Source organism: Patulibacter brassicae (genome assembly GCF_033949425.1).
Taxonomy (GTDB): domain Bacteria; phylum Actinomycetota; class Thermoleophilia; order Solirubrobacterales; family Solirubrobacteraceae; genus Patulibacter; species Patulibacter brassicae.
The window spans coordinates 72195-93808 of sequence record NZ_JAXAVX010000011.1; the positions used below are offsets into that span (position 1 = coordinate 72195).

At 75.8% G+C, this 21614-nt stretch carries 20 protein-coding genes; 7 read left to right on the plus strand and 13 right to left on the minus strand.

The features are described from left to right. Window positions 1-123: 123 nt before the first annotated feature. From SK069_RS16400 to SK069_RS16410, 3 genes are all read right to left on the minus strand, one after another. The gene (locus SK069_RS16400) at window positions 124-918 is read right to left on the minus strand and encodes an MBL fold metallo-hydrolase (RefSeq protein ID WP_319955329.1); all 795 of its coding nucleotides are present in this window, start codon (window positions 916-918) and stop codon (window positions 124-126) included. A gap of 262 nt (window positions 919-1180) precedes the next feature. After that, a complete protein-coding gene (locus tag SK069_RS16405; protein ID WP_319955330.1) occupies window positions 1181-2341 on the minus strand; it encodes an alcohol dehydrogenase catalytic domain-containing protein in 1161 nt (386 codons plus the stop codon). Window positions 2342-2520: 179 nt separating this feature from the next. Beyond that, window positions 2521-3408, minus strand: a complete 888-nt coding sequence (locus tag SK069_RS16410; protein WP_319955331.1) for an arylamine N-acetyltransferase family protein — start codon at window positions 3406-3408, stop codon at window positions 2521-2523. Window positions 3409-3435: 27 nt separating this feature from the next. On the opposite strand from SK069_RS16410, the gene SK069_RS16415 reads away from it, so the two are divergent. Continuing rightward, a complete protein-coding gene (locus SK069_RS16415; protein WP_319955332.1) occupies window positions 3436-3966 on the plus strand; it encodes a MarR family winged helix-turn-helix transcriptional regulator in 531 nt (176 codons plus the stop codon). 24 nt (window positions 3967-3990) lie between these two features. On the opposite strand, the gene SK069_RS16420 is transcribed toward SK069_RS16415, so the two are convergent. Next, window positions 3991-5565: a spermidine synthase gene (locus SK069_RS16420; RefSeq protein WP_319955333.1), complete on the minus strand. Its 1575-nt coding sequence runs from the start codon at window positions 5563-5565 to the stop codon at window positions 3991-3993. Between the two features lie 284 nt (window positions 5566-5849). Between SK069_RS16420 and SK069_RS16425 the strand changes: the two genes are divergently transcribed. Both SK069_RS16425 and SK069_RS16430 read left to right on the plus strand, forming a co-directional pair. Next, complete coding sequence (locus tag SK069_RS16425; protein WP_319955334.1) at window positions 5850-6728, plus strand: hypothetical protein; 879 nt, start codon at window positions 5850-5852, stop codon at window positions 6726-6728. Between the two features lie 175 nt (window positions 6729-6903). Next, on the plus strand, window positions 6904-11796 hold the full coding sequence (locus SK069_RS16430; protein ID WP_319955335.1) for an NAD-glutamate dehydrogenase domain-containing protein: 4893 nt from the start codon (window positions 6904-6906) through the stop codon (window positions 11794-11796). On the opposite strand, the gene SK069_RS16435 is transcribed toward SK069_RS16430, so the two are convergent. Beyond that, window positions 11793-12329, minus strand: coding sequence for a GNAT family N-acetyltransferase (locus tag SK069_RS16435; RefSeq protein ID WP_319955336.1), 537 nt, complete (start codon window positions 12327-12329; stop codon window positions 11793-11795). The genes SK069_RS16430 and SK069_RS16435 overlap by 4 nt on opposite strands. Then, the gene (locus SK069_RS16440; RefSeq protein WP_319955337.1) at window positions 12326-12892 is read right to left on the minus strand and encodes a hypothetical protein; all 567 of its coding nucleotides are present in this window, start codon (window positions 12890-12892) and stop codon (window positions 12326-12328) included. Before SK069_RS16440 ends, SK069_RS16435 begins: the two co-directional genes overlap by 4 nt. 119 nt (window positions 12893-13011) lie before the next feature. Here SK069_RS16440 and SK069_RS16445 point away from each other — a divergent pair, with 119 nt between their 5' ends. After that, window positions 13012-13662, plus strand: a complete 651-nt coding sequence (locus SK069_RS16445; protein ID WP_319955338.1) for a nuclear transport factor 2 family protein — start codon at window positions 13012-13014, stop codon at window positions 13660-13662. Between the two features lie 209 nt (window positions 13663-13871). Here SK069_RS16445 and SK069_RS16450 read toward each other — a convergent pair whose 3' ends face one another. Further along, entirely contained in the window at window positions 13872-14663 is a 792-nt protein-coding gene (locus SK069_RS16450; RefSeq protein ID WP_319955339.1) for a DedA family protein, read from the minus strand. Between the two features lie 191 nt (window positions 14664-14854). Between SK069_RS16450 and SK069_RS16455 the strand changes: the two genes are divergently transcribed. After that, window positions 14855-16930 (plus strand): acetoacetate--CoA ligase, encoded by a 2076-nt coding sequence (locus SK069_RS16455; RefSeq protein ID WP_319955340.1) that lies wholly within the window; start codon window positions 14855-14857, stop codon window positions 16928-16930. A gap of 19 nt (window positions 16931-16949) precedes the next feature. On the opposite strand, the gene SK069_RS16460 is transcribed toward SK069_RS16455, so the two are convergent. Beyond that, the gene (locus SK069_RS16460) at window positions 16950-17477 is read right to left on the minus strand and encodes a DUF4395 domain-containing protein (RefSeq protein ID WP_319955341.1); all 528 of its coding nucleotides are present in this window, start codon (window positions 17475-17477) and stop codon (window positions 16950-16952) included. A gap of 148 nt (window positions 17478-17625) precedes the next feature. On the opposite strand from SK069_RS16460, the gene SK069_RS16465 reads away from it, so the two are divergent. After that, window positions 17626-18129 (plus strand): nuclear transport factor 2 family protein, encoded by a 504-nt coding sequence (locus SK069_RS16465; RefSeq protein ID WP_319955342.1) that lies wholly within the window; start codon window positions 17626-17628, stop codon window positions 18127-18129. Window positions 18130-18193: 64 nt separating this feature from the next. Next, on the plus strand, window positions 18194-18820 hold the full coding sequence (locus tag SK069_RS16470; protein ID WP_319955343.1) for a hypothetical protein: 627 nt from the start codon (window positions 18194-18196) through the stop codon (window positions 18818-18820). A 122-nt stretch (window positions 18821-18942) separates the two neighbouring features. On the opposite strand, the gene SK069_RS16475 is transcribed toward SK069_RS16470, so the two are convergent. The 5 genes from SK069_RS16475 to flgL all read right to left on the minus strand — a co-directional run bounded on the left by SK069_RS16475 (window position 18943) and on the right by flgL (window position 21591). Beyond that, the gene (locus SK069_RS16475; RefSeq protein WP_319955344.1) at window positions 18943-19593 is read right to left on the minus strand and encodes a hypothetical protein; all 651 of its coding nucleotides are present in this window, start codon (window positions 19591-19593) and stop codon (window positions 18943-18945) included. 51 nt (window positions 19594-19644) lie between these two features. After that, complete coding sequence (locus tag SK069_RS16480; protein WP_319955345.1) at window positions 19645-19863, minus strand: hypothetical protein; 219 nt, start codon at window positions 19861-19863, stop codon at window positions 19645-19647. Beyond that, window positions 19860-20078, minus strand: a complete 219-nt coding sequence (gene csrA / locus SK069_RS16485) for a carbon storage regulator CsrA (RefSeq protein ID WP_319955346.1) — start codon at window positions 20076-20078, stop codon at window positions 19860-19862. The genes SK069_RS16480 and csrA overlap by 4 nt, the downstream gene beginning before the upstream one ends. Window positions 20079-20173: 95 nt before the next feature. Beyond that, a complete protein-coding gene (gene fliW, locus SK069_RS16490) occupies window positions 20174-20677 on the minus strand; it encodes a flagellar assembly protein FliW (RefSeq protein ID WP_319955370.1) in 504 nt (167 codons plus the stop codon). Between the two features lie 5 nt (window positions 20678-20682). After that, window positions 20683-21591, minus strand: coding sequence for a flagellar hook-associated protein FlgL (flgL, locus tag SK069_RS16495; RefSeq protein ID WP_319955347.1), 909 nt, complete (start codon window positions 21589-21591; stop codon window positions 20683-20685). Window positions 21592-21614: the final 23 nt, after the last annotated feature.

The following is a 21614-nucleotide window of genomic DNA, read 5'->3' on the forward strand; positions in this document are numbered from 1 at the left end:
CTCGAGCGGGCCCCGAGGACGGGGGGGGCGGTCACGGCGAGCGTGTCGCGCCCTGCCGCCGGCGGCGAACGCCGCGTCGCTGCCCGAGGAGGTCCGTGGGGCCGACGCGCGGGCCGGCGCCGCCTACGTCCGCTTGACGCGGGAACCGCCCACGATGACGTCGCGACCGTCGGCGTAGCGGACCCAGGCCTTGTTGCCGCCGTCGTAGTCCGGGGCCCAGAGGACGAGGGTGGCGGGGCCGTCGAGGTCCTCGCGCAGCTCGACGATCTCGACGGCCTCGTCGCCCTCGGGGTCGGTGCCGGCCCAGACGCGCAGGAACGGGTTGTCGGCGCGCTCGGCGGCGAGGGTCGTCGGCGCGCGGTGGCCGGGGCGCACGTCGGTGTCGTCGGGCAGCGGAGCGAAGAGCTCGGTGATCGAGCGCTTGAGCTGCGCGAAGCCGTCGGGGCCGCCGTTGACCGTGCCGCCGACGGTGCCGCGGAAGAGGACGTCGGCGGAGAAGAGGGTGGGGGCGACGTCGGCGCCGTCCCCCCGCAGCCGCACGACGAGGGCGTGGTGGTCGCTGCAGTGGCCCGGGGTGTGGAGCGCCTCGACGAGCAGGTCGCCGGTTTCGATGATCTCGCCGTGCACGAACGTCTCGTCGACGCCGTCGATGAGCTCGGCGGTCTCCTTCGCGGCGAGGACGGGGACGCCGCCGGCGGCCTGGGCGTCCTCGGCGTGGGAGACGACGTGGTCCCAGTGGTGATGGGTGAGGAGCAGCTTCTCGATCGTGACGTCGTGCTCGCGCGCGGCGTCCAGCAGCGGCTGGAGGTCGCCGTTGGAGTCGATGAGCACGCCGGTGCCGCCGGGCCGATCGGCGACGAGGTAGCTGTTGGTCAGCCACTGGCTGCTCTCGGTGGTGACGATCAGGGGCTTCGCCATGCCGCCATCCTCGCACCGCCCGGTGCTCGGCGGGCCGACGGTCCGATCCGCCGTCCGCGTCGGCTGCGGGGAGCCGTTTCCGGTGGTCGTCCGCGGGCGGTGGTGGAGACGACGCGCGGGCTGGGGCCCGCCCCTGGTGGGAGCGGGAGCGGTCTCGGCGGGACGTCCGCGCCCCGCCGCCGACCGCGCCCGCCGTGGGGAGCCGTAGTCGGTTGCTGATGGAGCGGGGCGTGCAGACGACGCGCGGGCTGGGGCCCGCCCCTCAGTACCTGATGATCGAGCGGATGCCGTCCTGGTGGTGCATGAGGTCGAAGCCGTGGTTCACCTGGTCCAGGGTGATCTCGTGGCTCAGCAGCGACGGGACGTCGACGTCGCCGGCCAGCCAGCGGTCCACGAGCTTCGGCACCTGGGTCCGGCCCTTGACGCCGCCGAACGAGGAGCCGGTCACGCGACGGCCGGTGATGAGCAGGCGCGGGACGATGTCGAGCGTCTCGCCCTTGCCCGCTACGCCGATCATCGTCGCCAAGCCCCACGCCTCGCGCGCGGCCTCGACGGCCTGGCCCATCACCGCGACGTTGCCGGTCGCCTCGAACGTGTAGTCCGCACCGAATCCATCGGTCTGGGCCTTGATCCACGCCACCGCGTCGGAGGTCTCCAGGACGCCGTCGGCGCCCGGGCGAGCCTCGCCGCCGCCGGGCGCGTCGGCCACGATCCGCAGGAGGTCGGTGGCGCCGTGGTGCTTGGCGCTCTGCAGGCGCACGTCGGCGAGATCGATCGCGACGATCCGCGACGCGCCCTGGATCCGCGCCCCCGCCACCGCGCCGAGACCGACGAGGCCGCAGCCGAAGACCGCCACCGTCGCGCCCTGCTCGACCCCGGCGGTGTAGATCGCCGCGCCGAGCCCGGTCGAGAGGCCGCAGGCGAAGATCGACGCGCCCTCCAGCGGGGCGGCCTTGTCGATCTTGGCCAGGGCGATCTCGGGCATCACGGTGTACTCGGCGAACGTCGAGGTGCCCATGAAGTGCCGCAGCGGCTCGCCGTCCAGCGAGAGGCGCGTCGTGCCGTCGGGCAGGTAGCCGGCGTTCTGCTGATCGCGGATCGCGGTGCAGCGGTTCGTCCGACCGTCGCGACAGTGCACGCACCGCCCGCACTCGGGCGCGAAGAGGGTCACGACGTGATCGCCGGGCTGCACGAGCGTCACGCCGTCGCCGACCCGCTCCACGACGCCGGCGCCCTCGTGCCCCAGCACGCACGGCGCGTACCCGGTCGGATCGGCCCCCGACGCGGTGTAGAGGTCGGTGTGGCAGACGCCGCAGGCGTGGAGCCGGACGAGGACCTCCCCGGCACGGGGCTCGGCGAGGTCGACCTCGCGGACGGCGAGGGGCTGACCGAACTCCTCGAGGACGGCGGCGCGGATCTTCACGGTGCTGACTCGTTCCTGATGCGGTGGGGGGTGGTGGCGCGAAGGCTCCCGCCGAACCTATCGAGCGGTGGCTGGAGGTCACCGGCCGGTCCGGACTCGTGGAGCGCCGGGGCCCCGCGGTTCGGGCGTTCGCTCGATGCGCCTCGCCGGAGCACGGGCTTCGTGCGCAGGTGGGGAGGTCAGCGCAGCGCGGCCCGCTCGTCGTCGTCGAGGGCCACGCCGAACCCCTCGACGATCTCCGTGATCCGCTCGTCCGGGTCGAGCGTGCGACGCGTCTCCTCCGCGGTCCCGGGACGCGCGACGCGCAGCTCGCGATCGACGAGCACGGTCCGCTCGTGCTCGGTGACGCGCATGAGGACGGCGCGGCCGACGAACAGCGACGCCGGATCCGTGGAGACCCACCGGTTGGCCTCGGCGATCGCCGGAGCCGTCGCGGGCTCGGCGGTGGTCGCGTGGGTCGGCGTCCAGCCGCCCTTTCGCCAGGTCTGCTGCTGCCAGCGGTCTCCGCGCCGCACGAGGCGATGCGCCCAGGTGCCGTCGCCGCCGACCTCCGCGCCGTCGCGCAGCGGCAGCGGCAGCAGCGGCCCGCCGCCGAAGCCGACGTCGGCCATCCACTGCTCGCCGCCGAGGCGCACGATCGCCGTCGCGTGCGTGGGCGGCGCGTGCTGCGTCTCGAGGCCGGTCATCGAGGCGAGCGCCTGATGCGCCTCCCAGCCGAGCGCTCGGAGCAGCGCGACGAAGAGGGGGACGTGCTCGAGGCAGTAGCCGCCGCGACCACGGTGGACGAGCTTGTCCTCGATCGCCGGGAGCCCGAGTCGGATCGGCCGACCGAGCACGACGTCGAGGTTCTCGAACGGGATCGCCCCGACCCAGGCGCGTTGGAGCAGGGCGAGCGCCTCCGCGCTCGGTGCCGGCGGGTGCGTGATCCCGATTCGGCGCAGGACCGCGTCGACGTCGAGCGCCGACGCGTCGACGTCGAGCGCCGACGCGGCGGCGTCGCGCGGGGGCGTCGGCTCCGCGGCGTCATCGGGCCGCTCGGATCCGACTCCTTGCCATGTGAAGGACATGGGGCGACGCTAACGTAGATGCTGAACATGTCAAGCATCCCGGTGGAAGACGGCGGCATGCCGGTCGCGTGGGTCCGGCTCATGCGGGTCCAGCTGCTGCAGCGCCAGCGCCTCGAGGCCGCGCTGCTGCGCGACCACGACCTGACGCTGGCCGCCTACGACGTCCTGCTGCAGCTCTCCTGGGCGGCCGATGGTCGCCTGCGCCCGGTCGACATCGCGCGACGGATGGTCGTCGCGCAGTCCGGGATCACGCGCCTGCTCGGCTCGCTGGAGCGGCGCGGTCTCGTGCGGCGCGAGGCGGGGGAGGCCGACGGCCGGGTGCGCGCGGCGGTGCTCACCGAGGACGGCTGGCGGGTGCTCGCTGCCGCCGCGGCCTCCCACGTCCGCAACGTCGACGCCGCGTTCACGCAGCACCTCTCCGCCTCCGAGCTCGACCAGCTCGCCGGGCTGCTGGCGCGGCTGCCCGGGGGCGACGTCGAGATCACCGGTCCGCACCCGGTCGCCGGCCGCGAGACCCCGGGCCTTCGGTCGGGGGCGGAGGCACCGACGGAGCGCTGACCGGCCGCGTCGGCGCCGAGCGCGCTAGTCGCCGGCGGCGTACTCCAGGATCGAGCCGTCGACGAGCCACTCCACGGGGGCCTTGTCGTCGGTGTAGGTCCGCCCGCCGCGGGGCGCGTCGCGCAGGTCGCGAGCTGCGCGCTCCGCGACGGGGCGCAGCTCGGCCGGCAGCGTGCGGGCGGCGGTCGCCAGGCGCGCGGCGGAGGCCGCGGTCCGGGTGGCCAGCAGGAGGGTGTTCGTGCGGGTCATCCGGTAGCTCAGCACGGTCGGGAACGCGGTCCGCAGGGTGGCGGAGAGGACGCGCTCGAGCTGGTCGCTGCCCTCGGGGTGCCCGACGTTCACGATCGCCGCGCCGCGCGGGGTCAGCCGGTCGCGGACGAGCCGGAAGAACTCCTCCGTCGTCAGGTAGAACGGGATGTACGGCTGCCGGTAGGCGTCGATGCCGATGAGGTCGTAGCGCCCGCCGGCGTCGCGACCGCGGTCGGCGGCCTCGCGCAGGAACGGCCGGGCGTCCTTCGTGTGGACCCGCATCCGGCCGCCCTGCGGCATCCCGAGCCACTTCCGGCCGAGCTCGGAGACCTTGCCGTCGATCTCGACGCCGTCGAAGCGCTGGACCTGCGGGTAGTAGTGCAGCATCGCGCGGCCGACCGTGCCGCCGGCGTTGCCGAGCATGGCCACGCGTCGCGGGGGCAGCGGCGCGCCCTCCACGGTGAGCGCGCCGGCGACCGAGAAGGGCAGCACCTGGTAGGCGTCCCAGTAGTTGCCGGTGAGGTACGTGTCGGCGCGCCAGACGGAGTGGATCGCCTGGCCTTCGTTGAGCTCCAGCCGCCGCTCGACGCCGGCCGGCAGCCCCATCGCCACGCCGTCGCCGTCCTGCGTCCGGTGCTCGACGATGCGGGCGTACTGGTACGTCGTCTCGGCCTCGTCGAGGACGACGTCGTCCCCGCTGGCCGGCTTCGTGACGCCCGGGGGCAGGGCGAGCAGCGCGGCGATGAGGACCGGCACGAGGAGCGCGCGGCGCGGCAGCCCGATGGCGCCGACGAGCGCGATGGCCAGCGCGAAGAGGAGGAACGTCCGCTGCGTGCCCACGAACGGGATCAGGACGAGCGACGAGAGGAACGTGCCGACGAGGCTGCCCGTCGTCCCGAACGCCGAGAGGCGCCCGGCCGTGCGCCCGGCGGTCCGGACGTCGTCGACGGCGAGGCGCACCGCCCACGGCGACACGGCGCCGATGAGGATCAGCGGGACCGCGATCAGCCCGAGCATCCCGATCAGCGAGCCGACGAACGCGCCGGCGTCGATCTCGTCGAGGCCCTGGACGGCGAGGTCGAGGAACGGTCCGGCGATCAGCGGGATCGCGGCGAACAGCAGCGCCGCGACGAGCACGAGCTGGCGGAGCTTGCGCTCCTCCGGGTGGTCGTCGGCGAAGCGCCCGCCGAGCCAGTAGCCCAGCGAGAGCGACACGAGGACGACGCCGATCGTGTTGGCCCAGATGAGCGTCGAGTCGCCGAAGTACGGGGCGAGCAGCCGCGCCGCGGCCATCTCGGCGCCGAGGGTCCCGGCGCCGACGACGAACACCAGGAGCGGGAGGCTGCGCACCGCGGGAACTGTAGGGACCACGGGCGCCCGACGACGCGCTCGACGAGTGGCGTCGCGCCACGATCCGGTGCCCGGACGCGGTACGCACGGGCGGGAACTCGGGCCGGCCCGGGCGATCCGGCGGCCGTTGATCTGCGCTTCAGGTGCGGCACCCAAGGTGTCCGACGGACCGGGCGGCCACGTCGTCGCCGGTCCCGACCAGCGCCTGGTCTCCCCCGGCGGTCGGCGGCCCTCCGTGGTCGCCGCCCGCGCTCCAGGCCGACCATTCGAACGAGGAGGTTCCTATGACCGCTCGCACGAAGACCATCGCCCTGCTCGCCGCCGGTGCCACCGCCGCCGGCTCCTTCGGCGCGGCCGCCGCGTCGGCGACCCCCGGCTCGGGCTCCCCCGACGGCACGCGCGGCGACGCGCCGTCGTTCAGCGACCGCGGGCACCGCGGTGACCACGGGCAGCGCGCCTGGCTCAAGCGCGTCGCCCGGGCGCTCGACGTCTCGCGGGGGGACCTGCGCGCCGCGCTGCGCGACGCGAGCGACGACGCGCGGGACGCCGCGAAGCAGACGCTCGCCGAGGAGCTCGGCGTGAGCGCGAAGCAGCTGCGCGAGGCGGTGAAGGAGGCGCGGAAGCTCGTCCGCGAGGGCGACGCCCCGAACGCGCCGGCCGAGCCGACGACGCCGACGACCCCGGCCGAGCCGACGACGCCGGCCGAGCCGACGACGCCGGCCGAGCCGACGACCCCGGCGCCGCCCGCGGCCGACGCGCGGACCGCGCCCGATGACGAGCAGGGCGAGCGCGGCCGCGGCCACGACGGGCCGGTCGACGAGCGCGCCGCCTTCGTCGCCGCGCTCGCGAAGGTCCTCGACAAGGACGCCGTCGACGTGACGAAGGCGCTCGACGCGGCGCGCAGCGCCGCCGAAGACGCGTTCCTCGAGACGCTCGCCGACGAGCTGGATCGCACCGAGGCCCAGGTCCGCAAGGCGCTCGCGCAGGCCGTCCCGGGCACGCCGACGCCCGAGCAGCCCGCGCCGGGCGATGAGCAGCCGGCGCCGGGCGATGAGCAGCCCGCGCCGGGCGATCAGCAGCCGGCGCCGGGTGGCGAGCAGCCCGCCCCGGGCGACGCGCCGTCCAGCGACGCGCCCGCCCCGCAGCCCGCGCCCGCGAGCTGAGCGACGCCGTCCTGCGGCCCGGGGCCGCGTGCTCCGGGCCGCCGCGGCGGTCCGTCCGTCCGTCCGCCTCGCGCCGGCGGCTTCACCCGACGATCACGGGGGCGGGTCCGGCGTCGTTAGGGTCGGGTCCCCCGACAGCGGTGCCGGCGAGGACGGCGCCGGGAGAGGACGATCCGTGCAGGACGAGTCGATGGTCCAGGCAGTGCTCGACGCGATCCCCGCGACCGCGGCGGACGGCCTCGAGGGCCTCGACGCCCTCGTCGGGGAGTACCTCCGGCGCGACGCGCCGGGCGACGTCGGCGACGAGGCGGCGGTCCTCGCCGGGCTCCTCGTCCTCGCCGCCGGCCGCGCCGACGGGACGGTCGCGGTCCGCGTCTTCACCCCGACCCGCGACGACGACGGCTACGAGACGCCCGGCAGCGTCCTGGAGACGAACGCCGCCGACCAGCCGTTCCTCGTCGACACGATCCTCGAGCAGGTCCGCGCGCACGGGCTGGAGCCGCGCGTCGTGCGCCACCCCGTCGTCGGCGTGCAGCGCGACGAGCGCCGTCGGCTGCGGCGGATCATCACCCTCGACAGCGACACGACGCCCGACGATCCCGGCACCCGCCAGGAGCAGGAGGGCACGCGCGCGGAGTCGCTCGTGCACGTCGAGCTCGATCGCCGGCTGCGCCCCGAGGAGGTCGCCGCGCTGGAGGACGCCGTCCGCGGCGCCCTCTCCGACGCGCGCCGGATCGTCGCCGACTTCCGCGCCCTGCGCGACCGCGTGCAGGAGATCGCCGACGCCGTCGCGCGCGACGGCGACGGGCGGACGTTCGCACGCGTCGGCCGCGACGGCCTGCGTCCCCGCGACGACGCGGAGACCGCCACGGACGAGGACCCCGGCGACGACCCGGACGAGGTCGCCGCGTTCCTGCGCTGGCTCGGCGAGGAGAACGCCGTCCTGCTCGGCGCGGCCGACCACCGGCTCGACGACGGCGCGCTCGTCGCCGGCAGCGCGCTGGGGCTGCTCGCGCCCGAGCAGGCCGGTGCCGCCGGTCGCGAGCCGATCGACCCGCCCGCCGAGGGCACGCTCGAGCGCCTCCGCGGCGGCGAGCTGATCTCGATCGGCCACACGGTCGCCCTGTCGCCGGTCCACCGCCGGGCGCGGATGGAGGACGTCGCGGTGCGGGTCGACGGTCCGGACGGCGCGCTCCTGCGGCGGGTCGTGCTGCTCGTGGCGTCGCGCGCCTACGCGTCGCCGGCGAGCGAGATGCCGCTGCTGCGCGGCACGCTGCACCGGATCCTCCGCGACGAGCGGGTGCTGCCCGGCTCGCACGACTGGAAGGCGATCGTCGCGCTCTTCGACTCCTTCCCGAAGGACGAGCTGTTCGCGCTCTCGGCCGCCGACGTGCGCCGCACGCTCGTGCGCTTCGTCGACCTCGGGCCCGGCCGGGTGGCGCTCCACGCGCGGGAGACCGCCGACGGGCGCACCGCGACGATCGTCGTCGCGGTGCCCCGCAGCTCCTACGACGCCGGCGTGCGCGACGCCCTGCGCGACCTCGCTCGCGAGCGCTTCGGGACCGACCGGATGGCGACGCACGAGGTGCTCGGCGAGGGCGACCACGCCTACCTGCACCTGCAGCTCTACGACCCCGACGGGCTGCGCCGCGTCGACGTCGACGGCCTGCAGGAGGCCGCGGAGCGGATCGCCCGCAGCTGGGACGACCGGCTGCGCGAGTCGCTCGTGGCGCGCCACGGCGAGGAGCGCGGCGGCGTCCTGGCGGCGCGCTGGAGCCCGCGGCTGCCCGGTCACTACAAGGCGGGTGCCGACCCGGTCGGCGCGGTCCACGACATCGAGGCGCTCCAGCAGCTCAGCACCGGCTCGGACGACCTGCTCGTCACGCTGAAGCACGAGCCGGGCGAGGCGCAGGACGCCGGGACGACCCGCGTGGCGTTCGTCGTCCGCGGCGCGAAGGTCGAGCTCTCGCGCGCGATGCCGATCCTCGAGCACCTCGGGCTGCACGTCGTCGAGGAGCGCCCGACGCAGCTGCGGGGCGGCGAGCCGGTGTGGATCCAGGACTTCGGCGTGCTGGGCCCCGACGGCCCGCTCGACCTCGACCGCTGCGGCGACCGCGTCGCCGCGGCGATCACGGCCGCGTGGCGGGGCGAGACGGAGTCCGACACGCTGAACCGGCTCGTCGTCCTGACACCGCTGGCCCACGATCGGCTCGAGGTCCTGCGGGCCTACCGCCGCTACCGCCAGCGGATCGGCTCGCGGTTCACGGAGCGCTACCAGAACGACGTCATCGTCCAGCACCACGCCATCACCGAGAAGCTCGTGCGGCTGTTCGAGCTGCGCTTCGGCGGTCCCGGCTCGGACGACCCGGGCGCCGCGCCGCGGGTCGACGAGCCCCGCGACGAGGCCGCCGAGCAGGCGCTGCGCGACGAGATCCTCGCCGACCTCGACGAGGTCTCCTCGCTGGATCACGACCGGATCCTCCGCAACCAGCTGCAGGCGATCGACGCGACGTACCGGACGAACGCCTACGTCCCCGGACGCGGTGCGCTCGCCTTCAAGCTCAAGAGCGCGGAGGTCCCGGCGATCCCGCACCCGACGCCGCTGTGGGAGATCTACGTCCACGGCCACGACGTCGAGGGCATCCACCTGCGCGGCGGCATGATCGCGCGCGGCGGCCTGCGGTGGTCCGATCGGGAGGACTACCGGACCGAGGTCCTCGGCCTCATGCGGGCGCAGATGGTGAAGAACGCCGTGATCGTCCCGGCCGGGGCGAAGGGCGGCTTCCTGCTGCGGGGCCCGGCGCCGACCGACCAGGCGACGGCGCGCGAGGCGGTGCGGCGCGGCTACGTGACGTTCATCAGCGCGCTCCTGGACGTCACCGACGACCTGCGCGACGGCGAGGTGGTGCATCCCGACCACGTGCGCGTGCTCGACGGCGAGGACCACTACCTCGTGGTGGCCGCCGACAAGGGCACCGCGACGTTCTCCGACACCGCCAACGAGATCGCCGTCCGGCGCGGGTTCTGGCTCGGCGACGCGTTCGCGTCGGGCGGCTCGGCCGGGTACGACCACAAGGCGCTGGGCATCACGGCGCGCGGGGCGTGGGAGTCGGTGAAGCGGCACTTCCTCGAGCGCGGGGTGGACCCGGAGTCCGACCCGATCACGGCGGTCGGCATCGGCGACATGTCCGGCGACGTCTTCGGCAACGGGATGCTCCTGTCGCGATCGCTGCGCCTCGTGGCCGCCTACGACCACCGGCACGTCTTCCTCGACCCGGACCCGCAGGACGCCGAGGCCTCCTGGCAGGAGCGCCGGCGGCTGTTCGAGCTCGAGCGCTCGAGCTGGGACGACTACGACCGCGCCCTGCTCAGCGAGGGCGGCGGGATCTTCCCGCGGACCGCGAAGCACGTCGAGACGACGCCGCAGATCCGCGAGGCCCTCGGGATCGAGGCGGAGCGGCTCGCGCCCAGCGAGCTCATCCAGGCGATCCTGCGCGCGCCGGTCGACCTGCTGTGGAACGGTGGGATCGGGACGGTCGTCAAGGCGTCGTGGGAGCGCGACGCCGACGCCGAGGACCGCGCCTCGGACGCGATCCGCGTCGATGCGCGCGACCTGCGCTGCCGGGTCGTGGGGGAGGGCGGCAACCTCGGCTTCACGCAGTCCGCTCGGATCGAGTTCGCGATGGCGGGCGGCGCCATCAACGCGGACTTCATCGACAACTCCGCCGGCGTGGACTCGTCCGACCACGAGGTGAACCTCAAGATCCTGCTCGACGACGCGGTCCGTCGCGGCCTGCTGGACGGGGACGAGCGCAACGCGCTGCTCGAGCAGGTGACCGACGAGGTCGTGGCGCACGTCCTCGACGACAGCGTGGCCCAGGCGCGCGTCCTGACGGGCGAGGAGCGCCGGGCCGCCGAGCGCACCCAGGCCGCCGAGGAGCTCATGACGAGCCTCGAGCACGAGGGGCACTTCGACCGCGCGACGCTCGACCTGCCCGGGGGCGAGGAGCTCGCCGACCGACGGGCGGCGGGTCGGGGGCTCACCCGTCCGGAGCTCTCGGTGCTCGTCGCGTCGGCGAAGCTCTCCATCAGCCGCGCCCTCCTCGACTCGCCGCTGCCCGACGACCCAGGCCTCGAGGGCGACCTCGCCGCGTACTTCCCGGCGCCGTTGCGGGAGCGCTTCGGGGACCTCGTGGCGGAGCACCCCCTGCGCCGCGAGCTCGTCGCGACGATCCTCGCCAACGAGGTCGTCAACACCATGGGGCCGACGATCGTGGCCCGCCGCGCGGCGGAGTTCGCCGTGCCGCCCTCGCGGGTCGTCCGGGCCCTGCGGATCGCGATCGGCGCCGCGGACGCGCGCCGGTGGTGGGCCGCCGTCGAGGAGACCGACGTCGAGCCCGACGTCCGCTGGGGCCTGCGCGCCGTGGTCGACGAGCTCGTGCGCGCGACGAGCCGCTTCCACCTCGCCGGCGCGCGGGACGGCGACGAGGACCTCGCCGTCACGATCGAGCGTCACCGCGAGGGGATGGCCGAGATCCGCGAGCGGCTCGACGACCTGGCGCCGAGCGACGCGCGCGAGGCGCGCGTCGTCGCGGCGATCGAGGCGGGCGTGCCCGCCGAGCTCGCCCGTGCCGTCCACGCCGGTCCGGCGCTGCAGCTGGCGCCGTGGGTGGTCGCCGGCGCCCAGCGGATCGACCGCTCGGTCCTCGACGTCGCGGTGGCGACGCTGCGGACGGAGCCGCTGCTCGGCCTGCAGGCGCTGCACGACGCGATCGACGCCCTGCCGCGCGGGGAGCGGACGACGCGCTGGGCCGCGCAGGGGCTGCGCGACGACCTGCTCGAGGCGCGGGCGGACATCGCCCGCGCCGCGCTGGCCGCCGCGGACGCCGGCACGGCACCGGGCGACGCCGTGGAGGCGTGGATCGAGCGCTGCGCATCGGACCGGGGCCGCCTGCGGGCGCTGCTGCGGGACCTGCCGGCCGACCCGCGCGGGCAGGAGGCCTCGACGGCGGCCGCGGCGACCCTCGCGATCCGGCGGCTCTGGGCGATCGCGGAGCGCGAGGCCTAGCCGTCCTGGAGCTCCTTCGCGAGGAGCGCGACGGCCTTGCCGGTCGGGCCGGTGCGGCGGCCGACCTCGACGTAGCCGCGGGCCGCGTGGAACGCCAGCGAGGTCGGGTTGGGCGGCTCGACGTCGACCTCGCAGAGCATCCGGCCGTGCGCGGCGGCGATCGCCTCGCACGCGTCGTAGAGCAGCGATCCGACCCCGCGCCGCCGGGCGCCCGCGGCGACGACGATCCGGTCGAGGTAGAGGAAGCGGTCGTAGCGCTCGGCGAACCACCGGTGGTGGTCGCCGTCGTAGTCCGTGCCCTCGGGCAGCGCCAGGCAGAAGGCCACGACGGCGCCGGCGGCGTCCTCGACGACGAACGCCGCGGTGCAGCGCGCGGCGATCTCCGTCAGGCGGGCCTCGTCGAGCGGACTGAGCACGGCGACGGACGCCGCGTTCAGCGCGAGGACCGCGGGATGGTCCGCCGCCGTCAGCGGGCGCAGGAGCAGGTCGAGCTCGTCGCCGGGCTCCAGCGGCACCGCCGGACCGGTGCTCACGGATGGCCCCCGCCGTCGGAGGAGACGGCGGGCGGACGCGACTCCTCGGCCAGGGACGTGATGACGAGCGGTCCCTGGGCGGACTGCTCGAGGACCTCGCCCGCCTCGTCGGCCGAGCGGGCGTAGAGCTCGACGAGGAGGTGCACGACGATCCGGTCGTCCTCGTGGGTGTGGAAGCGGACGTGGCTGAAGAACTCCTGGGTGCCGGCGTCGCCGAGGGCGGCGAAGCTCAGCTGCTCGCCGGCCTCGGGGCCCGAGCAGCTCTCGACCTCGTCGGCGGCGACCGTCACGGTGCAGGACGCGACCCACGGCGTGCCCATGACGAGCCGCTCCCAGCGCGTGTCGTCGGCGACGAGCCGGCCGTCGCGGAAGAGCATGTGCGGCTGGTCGTGCATGCAGTCCAGGCACTGCACGACGGCCTCCTGGTGCTCCTCGACGGCGATCGCGGGCGTGCCGGTGGTGGCGTCGACGCGGTGGATGCCGTCGTAGTGGACGTGCAGCTCCAGCGAGGTCGACCAGCACCGGTAGCAGCGCATCCACGGCAGGTTCCCGGACCCGGACATGGGCTGATCGTACGACCCGGGACCGCTCGGACCGCGGCCCGTCGGCGGATCGACGGCGCTCCGCCGCGAAGCCGGCGCGGTCGGGGACCCGGCCGTCGCGCCACAGATAGGCTGACCCCGTGCGTCGTCGCGTCATCACCGGAGTGCTCGCCCTCGCCGCGATCGTCGCGGTCGTCCTCGCCATCCGCTCGTGGACCGTCGACGACGGCGACCGGGCGCGCGCGAGCGTCGAGCGGTTCGGCAACGCGGTCGCCGCGAAGGACTACGGGCTCATCTGCGAGGACCTGCTCGCCGACGACCTGCGCCAGCGGCTGGCGGCGATCGGCCTGCCGTGCGAGCGCGCGCTGGCGACCGGCCTGGGCGAGGTCCGCGAGCCGCGGGTGCGGATCACGAGCGTCGCGGTCGCCGACGACCGCGCGAGCGTCGGGATCGAGACGACCGCGGCGGGACAGCGGCCCTCCCGCGACGTCCTGCAGCTGCGCGAGGCCGACGGCGAGTGGCGGATCGTGTCGCTGGGCCAGGGCACGACGACGGCCGGCACGCCGCCGACGCCGGCCCGGACGTCGACGACGTCCCGGGGCAGCGCGACGACGCCGGCCCCGGCGCCGCAGCTGCCGGCGCCGGACGCGCCGCCGAACGGCTTCGAGGAGCCGGGCGCCACGCCCGTGCGCGGCTCGGCCGCGGCGGCCCGGGCCGAGCGCCGGCGCCAGCGCGAGATCCGCCGCCTGGCGCGCAAGGCGATGCGCGAGCAGGGCACGCGCGAGAAGTAGGGCGTCGCGGGGCCGCCGCGCGCGGGCAAGCCGGCCGCGGCCGAGGCGTGCGCGGTGCGTCACGTGCGTCGGCCGGCGCGGCACGCGACGTGCCGGGCGCGGTCGGCGTGCGCCGTGCGTCGCGCGCCCGAGCCGGCGGGGCGTGCGACGTGCGCGGCGTCGGCCGTCGCCGCGTCGCGCCCGTCGTGGCGGCGCGTCCCGCGCGCCGGTCAGTCGGCGCGGCCGGCGGCCTCGCGGCGCTCGCCGGTGGCGGGGTCGACGGCCTCCGGGCCGGGGGCGGCGCCCGTGACGACGTCGGCCGTGGCCTGCCCGGCGTCGGCGCCGGCCGCCGCGGCCTTCTCGCGCCGGTGCTTGCCGTGGAAGCCCTCGAAGACCACCGAGGCGACGGTGACGAGCACGACGCCGATGATGAGGAGGTCGATGTGCCCCTCGATCCACTCCGCGGTGCTGCGGGGCAGCAGCGAGGCCGCGCCGTAGCCGACGAGGATGAGGCCGGTGCACCAGGCGACCGCGCCGAGGATCGACCAGATGACGAACTTCCGGTACTCCATCTGCACCGCGCCGGCCACGACCGCGGCGAAGGTCCGGACGATCGGCACGAAGCGGGCGAGGAAGATCGTCAGGGGGCCGTAGCGCTCGAAGAACGCGTGGGAGCGGACGAGGTGCTCCTTGCGGAAGAACCGCGAGTCGTCGCGGGTGAAGATGGCGGGGCCGGCTCGGCGGCCGATCTCGTAGCCGACGAGGTTGCCGGCGATCGCGGCGATCGGGACCGCGGTGAGCATGAGCCACAGCGGGTCGCCGTTCGGGTTGAGCTTCGCGAGGATGCCGGCGCTGAACAGCAGCGTGTCGCCGGGCAGGAAGAAGCCGATCAGGAGGCCGGTCTCGGCGAAGATGATCGCGACGATCGCGATCAGGCCGTACTCCTCGAAGATGTGCCGCGGGCTGAGCCACTCGGGCATCAGGGCCAGCGGCGTGGCGAGGTCGGCGAGCAGCGCGTGCACCCGCGGGAGGGTAGCGGCCGGTGCGCGGCGCCGGACGGGTGCCCGTCGCGGATCGCGGCGGGCGGACGGCCCGCGCGTCCCGTTCCGGTGGGCGAGCGACGCCGCAGGGGTGGGCGCAGGACGCCCGCGGGCGCGCCGCGCGGGCCATAGGCTGCGGGGGACGGTCGACCGATGGCGAGGGAGGACTCCACGTGACCGAGGACGCAGCCCGCGGCGCGCTGTTGCGCGGCGTGGCCGAGGAGGCGCGGCACCGCACGCGACTGGGCCGCTTCGTGGCCTCCGCGAGCGCCGCGGCGGGCCGCCCGCTGGACGGCCACGGGGACCTCGTCGCGTGGTCGGTCGAGGATCCCGACGGCTTCTGGCGGCACGTCTCCGACGCGCTCGGGGTGCCCTGGCACGCTCGTCCCGAGGCGTTCCTCGCGGACGCGGCGATGCCGGGCGCCCGCTGGTGCCCCGGCGGCACGCTGAACTACGCCGAGGCCGCCCTGGCCCACCGCGGCGACGCCCCCGCGATCATCGCCCGCTCCCAGACCCGCGAGCGGATCGCCCTCTCGCGCGACGAGCTGCGCGACGCGGTCGCCCGGTGCGCGGCGGGCCTGGCCCGACTCGGCGTCGGGCGCGGCAGCCGGGTGGCGGCGTACCTGCCGAACGTCCCCGAGGCGGTGATCGGGCTCCTGGCCAGCGCGGCGCTCGGCGCGACCTGGGCGTCCTGTCCGCCGGAGTTCGGCGTCCGCTCCGTCGTCGACCGGCTCGGGCAGCTCGAGCCCGACGTCCTGCTCTGCGGCGACGGCTACCGCTACGGCGCGAAGGCCATCGACCGGCGCGCGCAGGCCGCCGAGATCGTCGGATCGCTGCCGTCGCTGCGCCACGTCGTCGCCGTCCCCTACCTGCACCCCGACGGCGAGGACGCGCTCCACGGCGCCGGACCGGCCCGCCTGACGTGGGACGCGCTGCTCGCCGAGCCCGCCGCGCTGCGGTGCGAGCCCGTGCCCTTCGACCACCCGCTCTACGTCCTCTTCTCGTCCGGGACGACCGGGCTGCCGAAGCCGATCGTGCACGGTCACGGCGGCATGACGCTCGAGCACCTCAAGGCGCTGGCGCTCATGCAGGACCTGCGCTCCGGCGACGAGGACCCCGACGAACGACCGCAGGACCGGTTCTTCTGGTTCTCGACGACCGGCTGGATGATGTGGAACTACCTCGTCTCCGGCCTGCTCGTCGGCGCCGCGATCGTGCTCTTCGACGGCGACCCGGGCGCGCCGGACCTCGGCGAGACCTGGCGGATGGCGGGGGAGGAGGGCGTGACGCAGCTCGGCACGAGCGCGCCGTTCCTCATGGCCTGCCGCAAGGCCGGTCTCGTGCCCCGCGAGCTCGCCGACCTCTCGGCGCTGCGCCTCGTCGGCTCGACGGGAGCGCCGCTGCCGCCCGAGGGCTGGAGCTGGGTCTACGAGGCGGTCGCGCCGCGGCCCGTCGATCCGGCGGCGCCGGACGTCGACGACCTGCTGCTGAGCTCGATCTCCGGCGGCACGGACGTCTGCACGGCCTTCGTCGGCGGCTCGCCGCTGCTGCCGGTCCGCGCCGGCGAGATCTCCGGCGCCTGGCCCGGCTGCGACGTCCGGGCGCTCGGCGAGGACGGCACGGCCCTCCACGGGGAGACCGGCGAGCTCGTCATCGGCTCGCCGATGCCGTCGATGCCGATCGGGCTCCTCGGCGACGAGGACGGGTCGCGCTACCGCGCCTCGTACTTCGAGCGCTTCCCCGGTCGCTGGTGCCACGGCGACTGGGTGACGGTCCGCGACGACGGGTCGCTCGTCATCGGCGGGCGCTCGGACGCGACCCTCAACCGCGGCGGGGTGCGCCTGGGCACCGCCGAGATCTACCGGGTCGTCGAGGAGCAGGAGGGCGTCGCGGACAGCCTCGTCGTCCATCTCGAGGACGAGCAGGATCCGGGCGGGGCCGGGCGGCTGCTGCTCTTCGTCGCCCCGGCGGGCGGCGTGCCCGAGGACGAGGACCGGCGCGCGGCGCTGCGCGACGAGCTCGCGGCCACCTGCGCGCGAGCGCTGCGGCGATCGCTCTCGCCGCGCCACGTGCCGGACGAGCTGCGGCTCGTGCCCGCGATCCCGACGACGCTCTCGGGCAAGAAGCTCGAGGTGCCGGTGAAGCGGATCCTCACCGGGACCCCGCCGGAGCAGGCGGCGTCGCGCGAGTCGCTGCGGGACCCGGCCGCGCTGGAGCCGTTCGTCGCGCTGGCCGCCGCACGGACCTGACGGTCGCGCGGCGCGCCGGTCAGGCGGCGTCGGTGGCGGCCGGTCCGGGACCGGCGGCGCCGTCGCGCCCGTAGCGCGACCAGATGTCGTTGCAGGCCTCGCAGGTGTCCTCGGGGATCACCCCGATGCGCATGAGGCCGGCGAACGCGAGGCAGCCCACGCAGAACGCGAAGACGGACTCGAGCGTCGCGAAGACGACCATCATCGCGAGCATCACGATCGCGACGGCCTCCACGCCGAGCAGCACGCCGACGACCGCGCCGATCGTCGTGGCGACCGCGCCGATCGCCTGCGCGAACCGCTTCGGCGGGCCCGGGACGCGCTTGGGCTCGCCGAGGCGCGGGGCGACGACGTCCATCGCGAAGCGTCCGAGCGGGCTGAGCGTCGGGCCGGTGATCGCCCGGGCGATGAACCCGTAGGCGAGGGGCAGCAGGAGCCAGTGCCAGCCCGTGACGAGCGCCACGAGCGAGGTGAGGGCCACGACGCCGGCGACGACCCGCGCGGCCTTCTCGTTGACCGGGTTCGGAAAGCCGACGATCGACGCCATGGGGCGATCATACGACGCCGCGATATCGGCCGACCCGTGAAAGCGGATCCGGATACCGAACATGGCGTGGCGTCCGGCTGCGCTGGCGCCTCCGTCACGTGGGTCGTAGGGTCGGTAGCCCGTCCCTTCCGCCCCAAGGAGCCGTCCCGTGTCCGCTCTTCGCCCCGTCCTCCTCGGCGCCGGTGCCGCCCTCGCCGGGCGCGCGGCCCTGCGAGCCGCGCTCCTGGCGAAGCTCCGCGCAGACGTCGCCCGCCTCGGAGACGGCGACCCCGGGCCGTTCCTGGCGGGGTTCGCCGACGATGCGGTGCTGCGCTTCGCCGAGGGGGAGCACCGGTGGGCCGGCGAGCATCGCGGCCGTGCCGCCATCGAGCGCTTCCTGCGCGACTTCGTCGCCGCCGGCCTGCGCGGAGAGATCCGCGAGCTGTGGATCGGCGGCCCGCCGTGGGCGCTCACCGCGGTCGCGCGGTTCGACGACCGGGCCGTGGGCCCCGCCGGCGAGGAGCTCTACGCGAATCGCACCGCGATCGTCGTGCGCACGCGCTGGGGCAAGGTCGTCGAGCAGGACGACTTCTACGCAGACACCGAGCGGATCGCGGCGTTCGACCGGCGGCTGACCGAGCTCGGCGTCCTGCCGGCGCGCCGCGACGGATGACGGCCTCGGTCGTCGACGTCCGGTCCGACGCCGCCGGCGTCGTCGCCCGTCGGGACACGTCGACGTGACCGCCCCGCGGCCGGCGGCTCGTCTCGTCCCGGCGGCTGCCGCGCCGCTCGGCGTCGGGGCGCTGCTGCTCATCGCGTGGGCGCCGCGCGGCGGCCGCCTCGCGCTCGCGCTGGTCCTGCTCGGGCTCGCGGTGCTCCTGCGAACGCGTCGCGCTGCGGACAGCGGCCCCGCGCGCCGGGTCGGCGTGGCGCGGCTCGCGTCGCTCGGGGCGCTCGCCGGCGCGCTGGCGGCGGTCGCCGCGCTCGGCGCCGCGGTGGGCTGGCCCGCCGGCGACGACCTGCTCGAGCTCCTGGACGGCCTGGGACTGGGGTCCGACGACCGCGCCGTCGCGCTGGCGCTGCTGCCCCTGGGCTTCCTGGCGATGGCCGCTGCGGCAGCGCGGGCACCGACGGGCACCGGGGTGACGGCGACGGTCCTGCTCGGGCTCGGCGGGGCAGTCGTGCTGCTCGTCGTCGGCGCGCTCGGGGCGGGGGAGGACCGCGGCGCGCGACCGATCGCGCTGCCGCTGGCGCTGCTGCCCCTGCTGCTCGGCGGGGCGCCCCTCGCGCTCGCGGCGGCGCTCGAGCGCCACCGGCCGCCGCCGGCGGCCGTCGGGCGCCCGGGTCGCGCCCGACGCCGCTGAGTCCCGGTCGACGGCGCTCCGGCGGCGCGGCGGACGGCGCTTCGGGTGCGGGCGCCGGCGTCCGGAGCCGGGGCTCCGGGACGACGACGCGGGCGCGGAGGCGCGGGCCCGCGGCCGGCGACTCAGCCGGCGGGCGCCGGAGCCGGCGTCGTCTCGGTCGGCACCGGGACCGGGTCGACCGGCACGGGCACGGGCTCCGGAGCGGGCGCCGGGGTCGTCTCCGTCGGCGGCACCGCCGGCGTCGTCGGCACGACGCGGCCGAGGATCACGTCGAACGCGCGCTTCAGGTCGGCGTTGCCGGTGGTGATCCGCTTGAGCCCGCGGTTCACCTCGGTCTCGATCTGCTTGTAGAGCTTGCGCATCCCGGCGGCGCTCTTCGGCAGCTTCTTCTTCGGCACCGCGAAGCGCGAGACGGCCTTGTCGATGTCGGTGTAGCCGAGCCGCAGCTGCGTCAGCCCCCGCAGGGCCTGCTCCTGCGCCTCGGCGGTCGCGAAGCCGTCGCCGTCCTCGTCGCGCAGCGCGCGGGCGACGGTCGCCACGCGGGAGCGCAGCGTCTTCACGCGCGCCTTCAGGCGCTTGGCCTGGGTCGTCGACGGGTTCGGCCGGACGACCTTCACCAGCGAGTCGGCGACGTCCGCCTGCGCCTTGCGCAGCGGCGCCTCGTGCTTGCGCACGATCGAGCGCAGCCCGGCATCCGACGCCTGGGCCGCGAGGGCCGGCACGAGGGCGACGAGCAGGACGAGGAGGACGGCGGGGAGACGGCGACGCAGCACGGCGAGCACGGTAGCGCGCGACGTGGTCGAACGCGCCAGCGGCTGCGTCGCTCAGCGCCGGACGAGCACGTACACGAGCGCGATCGCGAAGCCGATCTGCCCGAAGCTCATTGCGGTCCCGAGGTTCGCGGCACCCGCGAGCTCGGCGACGAGCGTCGCGCCGGCGAACGCCCCGACGACGATGGCGAGGTTCGCCGCGAAGGGCCGCGACGGCCGCAGCTGGACGTCGGCGTCGGTGAGCCGGCGCGCGGGGGGCGGGGCGTCGCTCATGCGTCCTCCGGCAGCGGCGGGGCGTCGTCGGCCGAGGCGGCGGCGGCGCGGTTCTCGTCGCGCACCGAGGCCCAGAGCTCGGCGCGGTAGACCGGGAGGGAGCGGGGCGCCTCGATGCCCAGCCGCACCGTCTGCCCGCTGACCTCGACGACGGTGACGACGACGTCGTCGCCGATCATCACCTGCTCGCCCGCCTTGCGGCTGACGATCAGCACGTGCGAGCGGCTCCGGACGCGGTCATGGACGGCAGGTTACCCCGCCGGGACCGAGATCCGTGGGACCTCGGTCGACCGGGCGGCGCGCTCCGGGGTCAGGCGGCGGCGGTGCTCGTCGTGCGGACGGGCGCCGGCGCGGGCCCCGGCGCGACGGCACCGGTCCCGAGCGGCACGCGCAGGGCCGCGTCGCGGTGGGCGTTCAGGACCTGCCAGCCCTGGCCGCCGGCGACGACGATCGGCGCGCGGAGGTTCGCGACGAACTCCTCGAGCCGCGCGGCGGCGCGGACCGTCACCCAGATCTCGGCGGCGTCCGGGTCCTCGAGCGCCCGCAGGCCGGCCGGCGCGTCGTGCTCGTCGAGCTCGACGACGTACTCCGGGAAGAACCGCTGCGGCCGCGTGACCGGCAGCGCGAGCGTCGCGTCGTCGAGCGAGTGCAGCCACGCGAACGCGCCGGTCGGGGCGGGGTCGCGGGCGGGGTTGGCCGAGAGCAGGACGAACCGCGAGCCGTCGAGCCCGACGAGCCCGTCGGGGAAGCGGATCACGGACGACTCGGCGATCTCGAGCCGGCCGAAGCGGGTGCTGTCCAGGACGTGGGGCATGGTGCTCACCGGAGGAAGTCCACGAGGGACGTCTGGAGGATCTGCGCGCCGGACTTCAGCGCGGCCTGGTAGACGGACTGCTCCGTCGAGTACTGCATGATCGCCGAGGCGTAGTCGGCGTCCTCGATGAGGGAGCGCTGCTTCGTCGCGTTCTCCTCGACCTGCGCGAGCCGCTCGGAGGCGCCCTCGAGCCGGTTGCCGGTCGCGCCGACCTGCGCCCGCAGCGCGCCGAGCGCGTCGATGCCGGCGTCGAGCGCCTGGATGTCGGTCGAGCGCAGCGCCTCGCGGTCGGCGGTCGTGCCCGAGCGCATGTGCGCGGCGATGTCGCGCAGCGTCGCGAGGACCTTCCCGTCCGCGCCGCCGGACCCGAGCACCTGGCCACCGAGGTCGACGTTCACCTGCACGTCGACGCCCGGGCCGATCGTGCGGACGATCCCGCCGGCGTCGCCGGTGTAGGCGTCGGAGCCCGTCGCGTACGGGGGCGTGCCGGTGTTCGACCCCGCGAAGACGTGGGTGCCGGCGTACGTCGTGTTCGCCGCCGACTTCACCGACTCGATGAGCTGGTCGAGCTCGGCCGCGGCCGCGTCGCGCGACTGCTGGCCGCCGACGTCGTTGCCGGCGCCGATGAGCAGCGTGCGCGCCCGGCGCAGGAGGTCGCTGACCGACGAGAGCGCCGAGTCCGAGGCGGTGTTCCAGCCCTGGGCGTTCTCGACGTTGCGCTGCTGCTGGGCGACCTGCGAGAGCTCGCTGCGCAGCCCTATCGCGCGGGTGACGCCGTAGGGGTCGTCGGAGGGACGGTTGATGGCCTTCCCCGAGGACAGCTGGTCGAAGGCGTCGTTCAGGCGACGCGTGTTGCCGGCGAGGTTCGTCAGCAGGTGGCGCTGGCTCATCGCGCCGGTGATGCGGGTCGTCATGCCGCAGCCTCCTCGCCGGGACG